The organism is Stappia sp. G46H5W (assembly GCF_058448995.1).
The window spans coordinates 397,246-410,824 of sequence record NZ_JBZFLL010000005.1 but is presented as its reverse complement, the minus strand read 5'-3'; the positions used below and the strand labels follow the sequence as shown (position 1 = coordinate 410,824).

Sequence of the window (13,579 nt, the reverse complement as noted above, 5' to 3'; positions counted from 1 at the left end):
TCAACCGCGGGACGCGAAGAAGCCGGCAAGCCGCGTCTGGATGTCGCCGGCAACCATCTTCGCCGCCCGATCCTCCGCGTCGCGCTCGGCGCGCAGGTTGGCGAAGCGCTGGCTGGAGAAGTCGAAGGACGCGGAGCCGAAGGCCCGGCCCGTGGTCACCGTGCGTCCGGTGGCGAGATCGCTCAGCACATAGGAGGCGTTGACCGTGACCGTATAGGCGGAGGGCACGTCGGCAAGCCGCTCGACGCCGACCTCGTTCAACGGCCGGTCGATCAGGATGCGCAGCCGGTAGCGCTGCTCGCCCGCCTCGCGACCCCGGCGGAAGCCGAAGATCAGCTCGTTACGCAGCACCTGGCCGACCCGATCGAGATCCTCGCTCGAGGCGGTCTCGACCGTATCGATGTCGATGGCCGCAAGCTCGGTGGCGACGGCCGGCGTCGCGCCGGCCGGTCCTCCGATGGTGCCGTAGAGCGGGCGCACCTGACAGGCGCCGGCCAACAGTGCCGCCCCCATGACGAGAACGGCCAGCGCCCGCCGGCGGGCAGGCTGCTGCGGTTGCGGATGGTCACACGACGACATTCACGATCCTCTGCGGAACCACGATGATCTTGCGGGCGGGCTTGCCGTCCAGCGCGCGCTGCACGGCATCGAGCTGCAGCGTAGCCGCTTCGACCTCCTCTTTGGAAGCCTCGCGTGAGACGATGAGATCGGCGCGCTTCTTGCCGTTGACCTGCACCGGCAGGGTGATGGTCGCCTCGACCAGCAGATCCGCCTCGATCTCCGGCCAGCCCTGCGTCGCCAGCATGCCCTCGTGGCCGAGCGCATGCCAGCACTCCTCGGCCAGATGCGGAGCCATCGGCGCCATCATCTGCACCAGGAAGCCGGCCGCCTCGCGCTGCGCAAAGCGCATGTCCTCGCCTTCGGCTCCGCCCTGCGCGGCGCGCGACAGGGTGTTGACCAGCTCGTAGATGCGGGCAACGGCACGGTTGAAGGACAGGGCCTCGATATCGGCCGAGACCGCCTGGCACGCCTTGTGGGTCGCACGGCGAAGGGCGGTCGCCGCCTCGCCGAACGCATCCGGGCGGGCCGTCTGCGGCACGCTCTCGCCGATCTCGGAGATCAGGCGCCATACACGCTGCATGAAGCGCCAAGCGCCCTGCACCCCGTCCTCGGTCCACTGCACGTCGCGCTCGGGCGGGCTGTCGGACAGCATGAACCAGCGGGCCGTATCGGCGCCGTAGGTCTCGATGATGTCGGTGGGATCGACGGTGTTCTTCTTCGACTTCGACATCTTCTCGATGGAACCGATGGCGACCTTCTCGCCGGTCTCCACCAGGAACGCCTGGCGCTCCTCGCCGTCGCCCTCGATGCGCACCTCGGCCGGCGAGACCCAGCCGCCGCCCGGCGCCTTGTAGGTCTCGTGCGTCACCATGCCTTGCGTGAACAGGCCGCGGAACGGCTCCTTCACGCTCAGATGCCCGGTCACGCTCATCGCCCTGGCGAAGAAGCGCGAATAGAGCAGGTGCAGGATCGCGTGCTCGATGCCGCCGATATACTGGTCGACCGGCAGCCACGCATCGGCGACGGCCTTGTCGGTGGGCGTCTTGGAGCGCGGATCGGTGAAGCGGGCGAAGTACCACGAGGAATCGACGAACGTGTCCATCGTGTCCGTCTCGCGCCGTGCCGGCTTGCCGCAGGTCGGGCAGGCAACGTTGCGCCAGGTCGGGTGACGGTCGAGCGGGTTGCCCGGCTTTTCGAAGTCGATGTCGTCCGGCAGCTGTACCGGCAGATCGGCGACCGGCACCGGCACCACACCGCAATCGTCGCAATGGATGACCGGGATCGGGCAGCCCCAGTAGCGCTGGCGCGAGATACCCCAGTCGCGCAGGCGGTAGTTGACCTGGCGCTGCGCCTGCGGCGCCCCGTCCAGCGTCTCCGCCTCGAGCCGCGAGGCGACCGCGTCCTTGGCATCCGCGATCGACATGCCGTCCATGAAGGCGGAATTGTAGATCGTGCCGTCGTCGGTATAGGCCTCGTCGCGGATCTCGAACGTCTCCGGATCCGCCCCGTTCGGCAGCACCACCGGGCGCACCGGCAGGTGATACTTGCGGGCGAAGTCGAGGTCGCGCTGGTCATGCGCCGGGCAGGCGAAGATCGCGCCGGTGCCGTAGTCCATCAGGATGAAGTTGGCGATGTAGACCGGCAGCGTGATCGAGGGATCGAGCGGGTGGACGACCGTCAGCCCGGTATCGATGCCGATCTTCTCGGCCGTCTCGATGGCCTCGGCGGAGGTGCCGATGCGCCGGCACTCCTCGATGAAGGCCGCGATCTTCGGATCGCCCTCGGCGAGCTTGCGCGAGATCGGATGATCCGGCGACAGGCCCATGAAGGACGCGCCGAACAGCGTGTCCGGCCGGGTGGTGAAGATCTCCAGCGCCGCATCGCCGGTCGGCGCGGGCGTCGAGAAGGCAAAGCGCACGCGCAGGCCCTCGGACCGGCCGATCCAGTTCTTCTGCATCAGGCGGACCTTTTCCGGCCAGCGGTCGAGCGTGTCGAGCGCCGACAGCAGCTCTTCCGACCAGTCGGAGATCTTGAAGAACCACTGGGTCAGCTCGCGCTGCTCGACCAAGGCGCCGGAGCGCCAGCCGCGCCCGTCGATCACCTGCTCGTTGGCCAGCACGGTCATGTCGACCGGGTCCCAGTTGACCTTGGAGTTCTTGCGATAGGCAAGACCGGCCTTCAGAAAGTCGAGGAACAGGCGCTGCTGCTGGGTGTAGTACTCGACGTCGCAGGTCGCGAACTCGCGCTCCCAGTCGAGCGACAGGCCCATGATCTTCAGCTGGCCGCGCATCGTCGCGATGTTCTGGTAGGTCCAGTCGCGCGGATGCACCTTGTTCTGCATGGCGGCGTTTTCCGCCGGCATGCCGAAGGCGTCCCAGCCCATCGGATGCAGCACGTTGAAGCCGCGCGCCCGCTTGTAGCGCGCCACGACATCGCCCATGGCGTAGTTGCGCACGTGGCCCATGTGGATGCGCCCCGACGGATAGGGGAACATCTCGAGCACGTAATACTTCGGCCGGGGATCCTCGTTGCGGGTGGCAAAAACCTTCGCCTCGTCCCAGACCTTCTGCCAGCGGCTTTCCGCTTCGCGGGCGTTGTAGCGCTCCGTCGCCATGATCTCGTGTGCTTCGCTCGTTGCAGTGAAAAGAAATGATGTGGCGCGACTGTCACCAGAAATCGCCGGCCCGGTCAACCTGCAAGGCCCGCGCCGCGCGTCCTGCCGGTCCAGGACTTGCATTCGCGCGGCGCCCGTCGCATGTCCATGACAGCAACTCGCCCGCCAAAGCACGAAGAGGCATCAAGATGTCCCCGCACGCCGCAGAACCGACCCCAACGGATGCCGCCGGACGGATCGCCGGGATCCGCGACAGGATCGCCGCCGCCGAGCATGATGGCGCGCGCGCGGAAGGTTCCGTCACGCTGATCGCCGTCAGCAAGACCTTCGACGCCGATGCCATCCGCCCGGTGATCGCCGCCGGCCATCGCGTCTTCGGTGAGAACCGCGTGCAGGAAGCCCAGGGAAAGTGGCCGGCGCTGCGCGAGGAGTTTCCCGATATCGAGCTGCACCTGATCGGGCCGCTCCAGTCGAACAAGGCGAAGGACGCGGTTGCGCTGTTCGACGTGATCCACACGCTCGACCGGGAAAAGATCGCCCGCGCGCTCGCCGCTGAGTGCGCCGAACAGCAGAGAAACCTGCGCTTCTTCATCCAGGTGAACACCGGCGAGGAACCGCAGAAGGCCGGCATCGCGCCGCGCGAGACCGACGATTTCGTCGCCTTCTGCCGGGACGAGCTGCACCTGCCGCTGCTCGGCCTGATGTGCATCCCCCCGGTCGACGACACGCCCGGCCCGCATTTCGCACTGCTGCGCAAGATCGCGGAACGCAACGGCCTTTCCGGCCTGTCGATGGGCATGTCCTCGGATTTCGAGAGCGCCGTGCGCGTCGGCGCCACCCATGTGCGCGTCGGCTCGGCGATTTTCGGCTCGCGCGACTACCCGTAAGCCGGCATGCCGCGTAGGCGGCGTTTTGCAGGGGAATGCGCCAGCTCCCTTGACTTTCGCTGGCGTTTGCGGGTATCAGCCCGTCAACTCCGAAAGAGTGACGACAGCTCGATACGCCGCCCGGGACCCGCAAAGGTATAAAGAGATCCCGGAGGTTCACACCCGACAGCGCGATGCGCCCTCGGGTGCCATACCGCTTTGCGGATCGCGCTACGTCCCGCACGGGGGACACGGAAGCGGCTCCGGCCGCCACCTCGAAAGGGTTTAAGGAGACGGCATGTTCGAAAGTCTGTCAGATCGCCTCAGTGGCATTCTCGACAAGCTGACGCGGCGCGGTGCGCTGTCGGAGGCCGATGTCTCCGAGGCGCTGCGCGAGGTCCGGCGCGCCCTGATCGAGGCTGACGTCGCGCTTCCGGTGGTCAAGTCCTTCACCGACAAGGTGCGGACCCGGGCCGTCGGCCAGGAAGTCCTCAAGTCGGTCACGCCGGGCCAGCAGGTCGTCAAGATCGTCCACGACCAGCTCGTCGAGATGCTGGGCGGTGCGGGCGAGCCGATCGACCTCAACGCAGCCGCGCCCTTCGCCATCATGATGGTCGGCCTGCAGGGCTCGGGCAAGACCACCTCGACCGCCAAGATCGCCCTGAGGCTGACGAAGAACGAGCGCCGCAAGGTGCTCATGGCCTCGCTCGACACCCGCCGCCCGGCGGCGCAGGAACAGCTGAAGGTCCTTGGCGAGCAGACCGGCATCGACACGCTGCCGATCGTCGCCGGCCAGACGCCGGTGCAGATCGCCTCGCGCGCCATGACGGCAGCGCGGCTCGGCGGCTACGACATCGTCATGCTCGACACGGCCGGCCGCACGCATATCGACGAGCCGCTGATGGTCGAGATGGCGGAGATCAAGGCGGCCGCCAATCCGCACGAGATCCTGCTCGTCGCCGACAGCCTGACCGGTCAGGACGCGGTCAACCTGGCGACCTCCTTCGACGAACGCGTCGGCATCACCGGCATCGTGCTGACCCGCATGGACGGCGACGGCCGCGGCGGCGCGGCCCTGTCCATGCGCGCGGTCACCGGCAAGCCGGTCAAGCTGGTCGGTACCGGCGAGAAGTCCGACGCGCTCGAGGAATTCCACCCGGCGCGGATCGCCGACCGCATTCTCGGCATGGGCGACATCGTGTCGCTGGTGGAGAAGGCGGCTCGCGAGCTCGACCAGGAAAAGGCGGCCAAGATGGCCGCCCGCATGCAGAAGGGCAATTTCGACCTCGAGGACCTTGCCGAGCAGCTTCGCCAGATGGAGAAGCTCGGCGGCATGTCCGGGATCATGGGCATGATGCCCGGCGTCGGAAAGATGAAGAAGCAGCTCGATGCGGCCAATATCGACGACCGCGTGATCAAGCGTCAGGTCGCGATCATCCAGTCGATGACCCCGCAGGAGCGCCGCAAGCCCGACATTCTCAAGGCCAGCCGCAAGAAGCGCATCGCCACCGGCTCCGGCGTCGACGTCGCAGACGTCAACAAGCTGCTGAAGATGCACCGGCAGATGGCCGACATGATGAAGCAGATGGGCAAGGGCAAGGGCCTGCTCGGCAAGATGATGGGCGGCATGGGCGTGCCCGGCGGCGGCATGCCGAACATCGACCCGAAGGAGCTGGAGCGCATGGCCCAGTCCGGCCAGATGCCTGGTCAGCTTCCGGGACAGATGCCGGGCCTGCCCGGCGGGCTTGGCGGTTTGGGTGGCCTGGGCGGCCTTGGCGGACTGGGCGGGGCAAAGCTGCCCGGCGGTCTCGGCGGCCTTCCCGGCCTGGGACGAGGGAAGAAGAAATGACCGACAGCGCCGAGGAAATCCTCGAGCCGGCGTCTGCCGCGATGGACGAGCTGCTGCGGCTGCGCGGCTCCATCGACAATATCGACGCCGCACTGGTTCACATGCTTGCGGAGCGCTTCAAGTGCACGCAGAAGGTCGGCCTGCTCAAGGCCACCCACAGTCTTCCGCCCGCCGATCCGGCGCGCGAGGAACGGCAGATCGCGCGACTGCGCGCGCTTGCCCGGGACGCCAATCTCGATCCCGATTTTGCGGAGAAGTTCCTGAACTTCATCGTCAAGGAAGTGATCCGTCACCATGAAGCCATTCGCCGCTGACCCCGGCGTCGCACTGAAGTACTAAAGGAGACTACCATGGCCCTGAAAATTCGCCTTGCCCGTGGCGGCGCCAAGAAGCGTCCGTTCTACCGCATCGTCGTTGCCGACGTCCGCTCGCCGCGCGACGGCCGCTTCATCGAGAAGGTCGGCCTCTACAACCCGATGCTGCCGAAGGACAATGCCGACCGCATCGTCCTCGACGTCGAGCGCATCCAGCACTGGATGAGCCACGGCGCGCTGCCGACCGACCGCGTCCTGCGCTTCCTGGATGCCGCCGGCGTGCTGAGCCGCGAAGCTCGCAGCAACCCGAAGAAGGCCGAGCCGGGCACCAAGGCCAAGGAGCGTGCCGAGGCCAAGCGCCAGGCTGCCGAGGAGGCCGCTGCGGCCGAGGCCGAGGCTGCTGCCGGCGGCGAGGAAGCTGCTGCCGAGTAATCGGCGCGCTGCCTTCTTCATGCACCTTCAGGACCCGCGTCGCATCGGCGCGGGTCCGCCGGGTCCGCGTCGTTGCGCGGATCGGCCCGGCACGGGACCGCGGTGCCCTCATGAAGGGAGCAGGTCTCGAATGACATGTATCGGGGACTGCCACCCCGCCTCCCCCGTCAGGAGCACGGCCGCGTGAGCGAGGACCGCATTCTCATTGCCCGCATCGGCGCCGCCCACGGCGTGCGCGGCGAGGTTCGCGTCAAGCCCTTCGGCGACGATCCCCTGTCCTTTTGCGATTACGGCCCGCTGGAAACCGCCGACGGCAAGCGCCGCCTGGTGGTGAAGTCCGCGCGCCTGCAGAAGGCGATGGTCGTCACCCGTTTCGAAGGCATCGACGACCGCAATGCCGCCGAGGCCCTCAACGGCCTCGACCTCTACATTCCGCGCGATGCGCTGCCGGAGCTGGATGACGAGGACGAATTCTACCACACCGACCTGCTCGGCCTCGAGGCCGTCGCGCCGGACGGGGAGACCATCGGCGAGATCGTCGCCCTGCCCGATTTCGGCGCCGGCACCCTGGTGGAGATCCGCCCGCAGGGCGCACAATCCTTCTACGTCCCCTTCACCCGCGAGGCGGTGCCGGAGATCGACCTGGCCGCCGGCAAGGTGACTATCGTCGTGCCGGAAAGCACGGAGGGCGACGAGGCTCAGGACGACGAGGAGCGGGATCCGCGCGCGGACGACGAAGCGGCCGGCTGAGCCTGCGCCGCATCCATGTCCTCGTCCCGGTCGGGAACCGGGGATCCGCCGGCAAGCGCCGCACGCACCTCAAGACGCAGCAGCAGGATCGCGGCGACGACGAGCGTCACGCCGAGCATGTTGGCGGCAATGTCCCCCAGCGAGAATTCGCGATTGGGCACCAGCGCCTGCACAAGTTCCGCCGTCAGCCCCAGCCCCGCGGCGATTCCGGCCGAAATCCGCAGGCGGCAGCAGAAGAATGCGTGGATCGACAGGGTCAGCAGGCCGAAGAACACAAGGTGCTGCAGCTTGTCCCAAGGATGGTCCATCCCGGGATTGTAGATGAAGCCCGCGACGATCCCGTAGGCGACGAGGACGCAGAGCGGCCAGACGCGCGCCGCCGACAGGTCGAGATAGTGCTGCCGCACCAGGGTGCGGACGAGTTCGGCAAGACGGACGAGCGGGCGCAGCATGAAGATCTCCGGGATCGGGCTTCCTTGCTACACGGGAAAGCCTTAAGCGGGGGTTGCGAGAGTTATCCGACGGGCCGGTGGCCTGCCGATCCAGGGAGTATGCGATGACGTTCCGGGCGTCGATCCTCAGCCTTTATCCGGAGATGTTTCCAGGCCCCCTCGGCACATCGCTTGCCGGCCGCGCGCTGGAGCGGGGCGACTGGGACTTGGAGCTCCACCAAATCCGCGACCATGCGACCGATCGCCACCGCTCCGTCGATGACACGCCGGCCGGAGGCGGCGCCGGCATGGTCCTGCGCGCCGATATCCTAGCCCTTGCCATTGATGCGGCCAGCCCTGCCGGCGACACGAGGCCGCGCCTGCTGATGAGCCCGCGCGGCCGGCCGCTCGACCAGGCGCGGGTCCGCGACCTTGCGCAAGGGCCGGGCGCGGTGATCGTCTGCGGCCGGTTCGAGGGCATCGACCAGCGGGTGATCGAGGCCCGGGGCCTCGAGGAAGTCTCGATCGGCGACTATATCCTGTCCGGCGGCGAACTGGCCGCCATGGTCCTGCTCGACGCGGTCGTCCGCCTGCTGCCCGGCGTCATGGGCAATGCCGAGAGCGGCGCCCTGGAGAGCTTCGAGACCGGCCTTCTGGAGCATCCGCACTATACCAGGCCGCGCGAGTTCGAGGGGCGCACCATCCCCGATGTCCTGACCTCCGGCGACCACGCCCGCATCGACCGCTGGCGGCGCGAGGAGGCCGAGCGGCTGACCCGCGAGCGCCGGCCCGACCTGTGGCAGCGCCTCAACGACGGCTAGGGCGCAGGTTTCTGCGCCAAACGGGCGCAAAAGGGCATGACAAACGCGGCGAGTTGCGCTAGATAGCGGCCACTCGGGCGCCTGTCGGCGCGAGCCGTGCCGATTGCCGTTTGCCTTTGCCCGCCAGGGCCGCGAAGACAGGACGCGGACGACCGGCCTCTCGCAAGCAAGGTGACTCGAACCGAATTCCGCGGCCGGATGCGTCCGGCCAGGCCAAAAACGCGGTGAATTCGCCCCTACGGCTCGACCGTCAGCGGACGCTCTGACCGACACGAACCAAAAGGTAGTGCCATGAACATCATCGAACAGCTCAACGCCGAGGAAATGGCGAAGGTCGAAGCACAGCGCAAGCTGCCGAGCTTCTCTCCCGGCGACACGATCCGCGTGAACGTGCGCGTGACGGAAGGCAACCGTACCCGTACCCAGGCGTACGAAGGCGTGTGCATCGCCCGCTCCGGCGGCGGCATCAACGAGAACTTCACCGTCCGCAAGATCTCCTACGGCGAAGGCGTGGAGCGCGTGTTTCCGATCTTCTCGCCGATGCTTGAGGGCGTCGAGGTCGTGCGTCGCGGTAAGGTCCGTCGCGCCAAGCTCTATTACCTGCGCGGCCGTCGCGGCAAGTCCGCCCGTATCGTCGAGGCGACCAACGTTCGCGCCCGTCGCCTGAACGACGAGATCAAGGCCGACCTCGCCGCCGCCAAGGCCGCGAAGGAAGCCGAGCAGCAGGCTGCCGCTGCCAGCCAGAGCGCCGAATAAGACAAAGATCCGGCGCGGCCGACCAGGCCCGCCGCTCCACACGATAGAAAAGCCCCGGCCAGATGGCCGGGGCTTTTTTCGTTTGCGCGCAAGCTCTTGCGGAAAGCCGCGCCCCTACTCGATCCGCCGCAGATGGGCGCGCACCGCAAGGCGCGAGGTCGCTGCCGTCAGCACCGTGACGAGGAAGATGATGGCCAGCACACCGAGATAGCCGCCGACCCCCACCGACACCCCGCCGAGCATGTCCATGGAGCGTGCAAGGCCCTGCAAGCCGGTGCGCTCGTCGGCCAGAAAGCCAAGGACGAGGAAGACGAGAATGGAGGCGACACCGCCGGCGAGGCCGCCCTGCAGACCCAGCAGCAGGAAATGGCGCTGGAACTCCCGGGCAACGAAACTGTCCTCCGCACCGACGAAATGCAGCACCTCGACCACATCCCGGTTGCCGGCCATGGCCGCCCGCGTCGCGAAGACCACCGACAGGACCATCGAGCCGAGCACCAGCGACAGCACGGCGATGCCACCTAGCACCACCGCATTGGCCATGGCTGCCAGGCGGCTGGTCCACAGGCTGTGATCGTCGACGCTGGCCCGGCTGACCTCGGCGCTGATCACCGCGCGCAGTCCGGCAAGATCGAAGACGGACGGTTCCGACACCTGCACCTGGATCAGGCGCGGCACCGGCAGGCTCTCCAGCTCCAGCCCAGCACCGAGCCAGGGCTGCAGCAGTTCCCGCGTTTCCTGGTCGGACAGGGCCCGCACCGCGCCGACGCCGGCCTGCGCCTTGGCCGCGGCCGTTGCCTTCTCGATCTCCCGCAACATGTCGACCCCGTCCGCCGGGCGGATCTGGATCGTCACCTCGCGCAGCAGGTCGTTGGACCAGGCGCTCGCCGCCTCGTGAATGATGGTCACCCCGCCGACCGTCAGGCAGGCGAGGAAGCTCATGATCGCGACGACCAGCGTCAGCGCACGCCCGGCAACCGCCTGCGGCGGCACGATGGGGGCGGACGGGCGCAGCTCGTCCGGGGCGCCGCGCTTGCGTGTCTTGGCGCCCGCCTTGGGGCGGCGGGACGCGGCCGGCCGGCCACTGGGCGGACGGGAGCCGCGACGGCCCTCGCCTCCCGCGCCCCCTGCCGGGCCAGCCCTTGGTGTCCTGTCGTCGTCAGTCATGGATCTGCAACCGTCCTTCGCCCAGTTCCATGCGCCGTGCGTCGACCTGGTCCATCAGCGCCAGATCGTGGGTGGCGATCACCACCGACGTGCCGAGCCGGTTCAGCTCGATGAACAGGCGCAGCAGACGCCGCGCCAGCGGCGGGTCCACGTTGCCCGTCGGCTCGTCCGCCAGCAGCAGCTCGGGCCGGGTGATCAGCGCCCGCGCGATGGCCGCGCGCTGCTTCTCGCCACCGGACAGGACCGGCGGCAGCACATGCATGCGCTCGCCCAGGCCCACCCATTTCAGCAGCTCCACCACGTCGGAGCGGTACTGGCTCTCCTCCTGGCCGATGACGCGCAGCGGCAGGGCGACATTCTCATAGGTGGTCAGATGGTCAAGCAGGCGAAAGTCCTGGAACACGATACCGATGCGCCGGCGCAGCGCCGGGATCTGGCTCTTCTTCAGCGCCGATGTGTCCTTGCCGAAGGCGCGGATCAGCCCGCGCGTCGGCGTCAGCGACAGGAACAGCAGGCGCATCAGGCTGGTCTTGCCCGCACCGGACGGACCGGTGAGGAACTGGAATGACTGCGGCCTGATCTCGAAGGTCAGGTCGCGCAGGACTTCCGGCCCCATGCCGTAGCGCAGACCGACATTTTCGAATCGGATCACGGCAACCTCTCGTTAACACGTTGGCCGGACACTATCGCTTTGGCATTAACGCTTCATTAACGATATCCGGGCGTCATGGAGGCGAAAACTCCGGTATGCGGCCGGCGGGACAAACCAATGTCTCGCCGTTTGCGGCGTGTTTACGGTCTTGGGCCGACACTGCCCGTCTTGCGTACCGGCTTCACCGGATGTCGACCATGCCTTTCCGGCCGGTATTTGTGGGCAAGACGAGGCCGCCTCCACAATGAAGATAACCTGTCCGGATTGCGCAACCGCCTATCGGGTCACACCTGCGGCCCTGGGGCCTGAAGGCCGCGACGTGAAATGCGCGCGCTGCGGCACGCGCTGGCACGCCCTCCCCACCCCGGACACCGCCTCCATCGAGACCGAACTCCCGGACCGCGCCGAGGCGGAAGCCGAGGAGAGCCAGGCCGCGCGCGCCAGGGCGCCCGCCATGGCCGAAGCCGGGGATGCGGACGGCGACGATCTTGCCGATGACTGGGAAGCCGCCCTGGCCGGCGACGACGACCCGGCGGAGGACACCGCCGGGGACGATGCTTCCATCGAAAGCGAGGGCGGAGACGAGAGCGAGGACGAGGGCGAGGACACCGACGGCGGCAAGGACGTCTTCGCCTCCATGTTCGATGCCGACGAGGCGGCGGACGAGGATGCGGGACAGGAGCTGGCGTCCAGCCTGCCGATGACCACCGATGCCGGAGCGGGCGACGACGCGGAAGCTGCCGCCGCCAAGACGGTCGACATCGAGAGCCTAGCCCGCAAGCCGAAGATCCACGTCAAGCCGCGCTCCAGCGAGCCGATCCTGCGTCGGATCCTGTCCGCAGCCGGCCGGCAGGCGCGCCGCGTGCGCCCGCGCCGGGTGGTCGGCATGCTGCTGTTCTGCGGCGCCATCGCCCTGGGCGCGCTGGCCGTCACCTTCCGCACGCCCATCGTGGCGCGGATGCCCGACCTTGCAGGCCTGTTCCAGCTCGCCGGGCTTGATGTCAACCTGCGCGGCCTCGAGTTCCGCGACCTGCGCACCTTCCGCGAAATGGAGGACGGCTCGATCGTCCTGGTGATCGAGGGCACGATCGCCAATATCGAGAAGCAGCCGATGCCGGTTCCCGCCATCCGCCTGGCCCTGCGCAGCGAGGATGCCCAGGAAATCTACGCCTGGACCATGGAACCGCGCTTGCGCCGGCTCGATGTCGGTGGCACGACGCGGTTTCGCACCCGCCTGTCGGCTCCGCCCGACCTGGCGGCGGACATTCAGGTGCGCTTCGTGGAGCGCAAACAACGGCAGGCCAGGCTGAAATGAGTGAAAGCGTCGACATCCGCACCCTCTACGACGAGGCGGCCATTGCCGCCCGGGTCGAGGAAATCGCCCGCGAGATCGCGGCGTCCCGCCCCGAGGGACTTCTGGTCGTCGCGGTGCTGAAGGGCAGCTTCATGTTCGTTGCCGACCTCGTGCGCGCGATGCACCGGGCAGGCCTTGCCCCGGAGATGGAGTTTATCCATTTGTCCAGTTACGGCGCGGGAACGGAGTCAAGGGAAATCCGCGTTTTGCGCGATGTGGAGAGCGATGTCGCCGGTCGGGATGTGATTCTCGTGGATGACATACTGGAAAGCGGTCGCACACTGGCTTTTGCACGAGACCGACTCATCGAGCGCGGCGCAGGCTCAGTGCGCATCGCCGCCTTGCTCGACAAGCCGATGCGCCGCAAAACCGCCATTTCTGCGGATTATGTCGGGTTCGAGTGTCCCGACAAGTTCGTGGTCGGTTACGGGATGGACATGGGGCACAAGTGGCGCCAGCTCCCGTTCATCGGTCACGTGGTCCAGGACGCCCAGGCCTAGCACGCCGCTGCTTGAAGAACGGAGAGGGACATGGCTCGCATTCTGATCGCCGAAGACGACGACGCCGTTCGCAGCTTCGTCAAGCGCGCGTTGGAGCTGGATGGCCATGCCGTGGTCGCCCAGGAGGACGGCGCGGCAGCCGCCGAGACGCTGGCGAAGGAAAAGGGCGCGTTCGACCTGATCCTGTCGGATATCAAGATGCCCGTGATGGACGGCATCGCCTTCGCCCTGATCGCGGCGCGCGACCATCCTGAGATCCCGATCCTGCTGATGACGGGCTTTGCCGACCAGCGCGAGCGCGCCAACGGGCTCGACGCGCTGATCCACGACGTGGTGACCAAGCCCTTCTCGCTCGCCGAGATCCGCCGTGCGGTCAGCGATGCCCTGCTCGGCATCTGCCGCGAGGAAACCCGCCGCTACGCGTAACCGCGTGGCGGCGCACTGCCGGCCTGTCTCTTCCCCGATATCGATAGCATGACATGCAACGGGCCCGCGCTTGTCCCGCGCGAGCC

At 67.7% G+C, this 13,579-nt stretch carries 15 protein-coding genes; 10 read left to right on the top strand and 5 right to left on the bottom strand.

The annotated features are described in order from the left end of the window. On the bottom strand, positions 1-579 hold the full coding sequence (gene lptE, locus ACVJ6E_RS17545) for an LPS assembly lipoprotein LptE (RefSeq protein ID WP_120270067.1): 579 nt from the start codon (positions 577-579) through the stop codon (positions 1-3). Then, on the bottom strand, positions 566-3,175 hold the full coding sequence (gene leuS, locus ACVJ6E_RS17540; protein ID WP_120270066.1) for a leucine--tRNA ligase: 2,610 nt from the start codon (positions 3,173-3,175) through the stop codon (positions 566-568). Before leuS ends, lptE begins: the two co-directional genes overlap by 14 nt. A gap of 188 nt (positions 3,176-3,363) precedes the next feature. On the opposite strand from leuS, the gene ACVJ6E_RS17535 reads away from it, so the two are divergent. From ACVJ6E_RS17535 to rimM, 5 genes are all read left to right on the top strand, one after another. Further along, the gene (locus ACVJ6E_RS17535; RefSeq protein ID WP_120270065.1) at positions 3,364-4,062 is read left to right on the top strand and encodes a YggS family pyridoxal phosphate-dependent enzyme; all 699 of its coding nucleotides are present in this window, start codon (positions 3,364-3,366) and stop codon (positions 4,060-4,062) included. Between the two features lie 277 nt (positions 4,063-4,339). Continuing rightward, positions 4,340-5,890 (top strand): signal recognition particle protein, encoded by a 1,551-nt coding sequence (gene ffh / locus ACVJ6E_RS17530; protein ID WP_120270064.1) that lies wholly within the window; start codon positions 4,340-4,342, stop codon positions 5,888-5,890. Then, positions 5,887-6,204, top strand: coding sequence for a chorismate mutase (locus ACVJ6E_RS17525; RefSeq protein WP_083202341.1), 318 nt, complete (start codon positions 5,887-5,889; stop codon positions 6,202-6,204). Before ffh ends, ACVJ6E_RS17525 begins: the two co-directional genes overlap by 4 nt. Before the next feature lie 36 nt (positions 6,205-6,240). Then, on the top strand, positions 6,241-6,636 hold the full coding sequence (rpsP, locus tag ACVJ6E_RS17520) for a 30S ribosomal protein S16 (RefSeq protein ID WP_067224266.1): 396 nt from the start codon (positions 6,241-6,243) through the stop codon (positions 6,634-6,636). 183 nt (positions 6,637-6,819) lie between these two features. Then, positions 6,820-7,386 carry a ribosome maturation factor RimM gene (gene rimM, locus ACVJ6E_RS17515; RefSeq protein ID WP_491676495.1) on the top strand — a complete coding sequence of 189 codons (567 nt, stop codon included), beginning with the start codon at positions 6,820-6,822 and terminating at the stop codon, positions 7,384-7,386. On the opposite strand, the gene ACVJ6E_RS17510 is transcribed toward rimM, so the two are convergent. Then, positions 7,335-7,838: a VanZ family protein gene (locus ACVJ6E_RS17510; protein ID WP_120270062.1), complete on the bottom strand. Its 504-nt coding sequence runs from the start codon at positions 7,836-7,838 to the stop codon at positions 7,335-7,337. The genes rimM and ACVJ6E_RS17510 overlap by 52 nt on opposite strands. Positions 7,839-7,942: 104 nt before the next feature. Here ACVJ6E_RS17510 and trmD point away from each other — a divergent pair, with 104 nt between their 5' ends. Both trmD and rplS read left to right on the top strand, forming a co-directional pair. Then, a complete protein-coding gene (gene trmD, locus ACVJ6E_RS17505; RefSeq protein ID WP_120270061.1) occupies positions 7,943-8,638 on the top strand; it encodes a tRNA (guanosine(37)-N1)-methyltransferase TrmD in 696 nt (231 codons plus the stop codon). A 291-nt stretch (positions 8,639-8,929) separates the two neighbouring features. Next, positions 8,930-9,394 (top strand): 50S ribosomal protein L19, encoded by a 465-nt coding sequence (gene rplS, locus ACVJ6E_RS17500; protein ID WP_067224274.1) that lies wholly within the window; start codon positions 8,930-8,932, stop codon positions 9,392-9,394. A gap of 114 nt (positions 9,395-9,508) precedes the next feature. On the opposite strand, the gene ACVJ6E_RS17495 is transcribed toward rplS, so the two are convergent. Then, positions 9,509-10,561, bottom strand: coding sequence for a cell division protein FtsX (locus tag ACVJ6E_RS17495; protein ID WP_120270060.1), 1,053 nt, complete (start codon positions 10,559-10,561; stop codon positions 9,509-9,511). Then, positions 10,554-11,213 carry a cell division ATP-binding protein FtsE gene (gene ftsE / locus ACVJ6E_RS17490; RefSeq protein WP_120270059.1) on the bottom strand — a complete coding sequence of 220 codons (660 nt, stop codon included), beginning with the start codon at positions 11,211-11,213 and terminating at the stop codon, positions 10,554-10,556. The genes ACVJ6E_RS17495 and ftsE overlap by 8 nt, the downstream gene beginning before the upstream one ends. 244 nt (positions 11,214-11,457) lie before the next feature. Between ftsE and ACVJ6E_RS17485 the strand changes: the two genes are divergently transcribed. The 3 genes from ACVJ6E_RS17485 to ACVJ6E_RS17475 are packed head-to-tail and all read left to right on the top strand — an operon-like array spanning position 11,458 to position 13,493. Further along, the gene (locus tag ACVJ6E_RS17485) at positions 11,458-12,528 is read left to right on the top strand and encodes an MJ0042-type zinc finger domain-containing protein (RefSeq protein WP_120270058.1); all 1,071 of its coding nucleotides are present in this window, start codon (positions 11,458-11,460) and stop codon (positions 12,526-12,528) included. After that, positions 12,525-13,067: a hypoxanthine phosphoribosyltransferase gene (hpt, locus tag ACVJ6E_RS17480; RefSeq protein WP_120270057.1), complete on the top strand. Its 543-nt coding sequence runs from the start codon at positions 12,525-12,527 to the stop codon at positions 13,065-13,067. Before ACVJ6E_RS17485 ends, hpt begins: the two co-directional genes overlap by 4 nt. A gap of 30 nt (positions 13,068-13,097) precedes the next feature. Further along, positions 13,098-13,493 (top strand): response regulator, encoded by a 396-nt coding sequence (locus ACVJ6E_RS17475; protein ID WP_067224282.1) that lies wholly within the window; start codon positions 13,098-13,100, stop codon positions 13,491-13,493. Positions 13,494-13,579: the final 86 nt, after the last annotated feature.

Excerpts from the sequence above, each read along its gene's own strand:
- lptE (WP_120270067.1), bottom strand. The coding sequence starts at position 579 with ATGTCGTCGTGTGACCATCCGCAACCGCAGCAGCCTGCCCGCCGGCGG.
- leuS (WP_120270066.1), bottom strand. The coding sequence starts at position 3,175 with ATGGCGACGGAGCGCTACAACGCCCGCGAAGCGGAAAGCCGCTGGCAG.
- ACVJ6E_RS17535 (WP_120270065.1), top strand. The coding sequence starts at position 3,364 with ATGTCCCCGCACGCCGCAGAACCGACCCCAACGGATGCCGCCGGACGG.
- ffh (WP_120270064.1), top strand. The coding sequence starts at position 4,340 with ATGTTCGAAAGTCTGTCAGATCGCCTCAGTGGCATTCTCGACAAGCTG.
- ACVJ6E_RS17525 (WP_083202341.1), top strand. The coding sequence starts at position 5,887 with ATGACCGACAGCGCCGAGGAAATCCTCGAGCCGGCGTCTGCCGCGATG.
- rpsP (WP_067224266.1), top strand. The coding sequence starts at position 6,241 with ATGGCCCTGAAAATTCGCCTTGCCCGTGGCGGCGCCAAGAAGCGTCCG.
- ACVJ6E_RS17510 (WP_120270062.1), bottom strand. The coding sequence starts at position 7,838 with ATGCTGCGCCCGCTCGTCCGTCTTGCCGAACTCGTCCGCACCCTGGTG.
- trmD (WP_120270061.1), top strand. The coding sequence starts at position 7,943 with ATGACGTTCCGGGCGTCGATCCTCAGCCTTTATCCGGAGATGTTTCCA.
- rplS (WP_067224274.1), top strand. The coding sequence starts at position 8,930 with ATGAACATCATCGAACAGCTCAACGCCGAGGAAATGGCGAAGGTCGAA.
- ACVJ6E_RS17495 (WP_120270060.1), bottom strand. The coding sequence starts at position 10,561 with ATGACTGACGACGACAGGACACCAAGGGCTGGCCCGGCAGGGGGCGCG.
- ACVJ6E_RS17485 (WP_120270058.1), top strand. The coding sequence starts at position 11,458 with ATGAAGATAACCTGTCCGGATTGCGCAACCGCCTATCGGGTCACACCT.
- hpt (WP_120270057.1), top strand. The coding sequence starts at position 12,525 with ATGAGTGAAAGCGTCGACATCCGCACCCTCTACGACGAGGCGGCCATT.
- ACVJ6E_RS17475 (WP_067224282.1), top strand. The coding sequence starts at position 13,098 with ATGGCTCGCATTCTGATCGCCGAAGACGACGACGCCGTTCGCAGCTTC.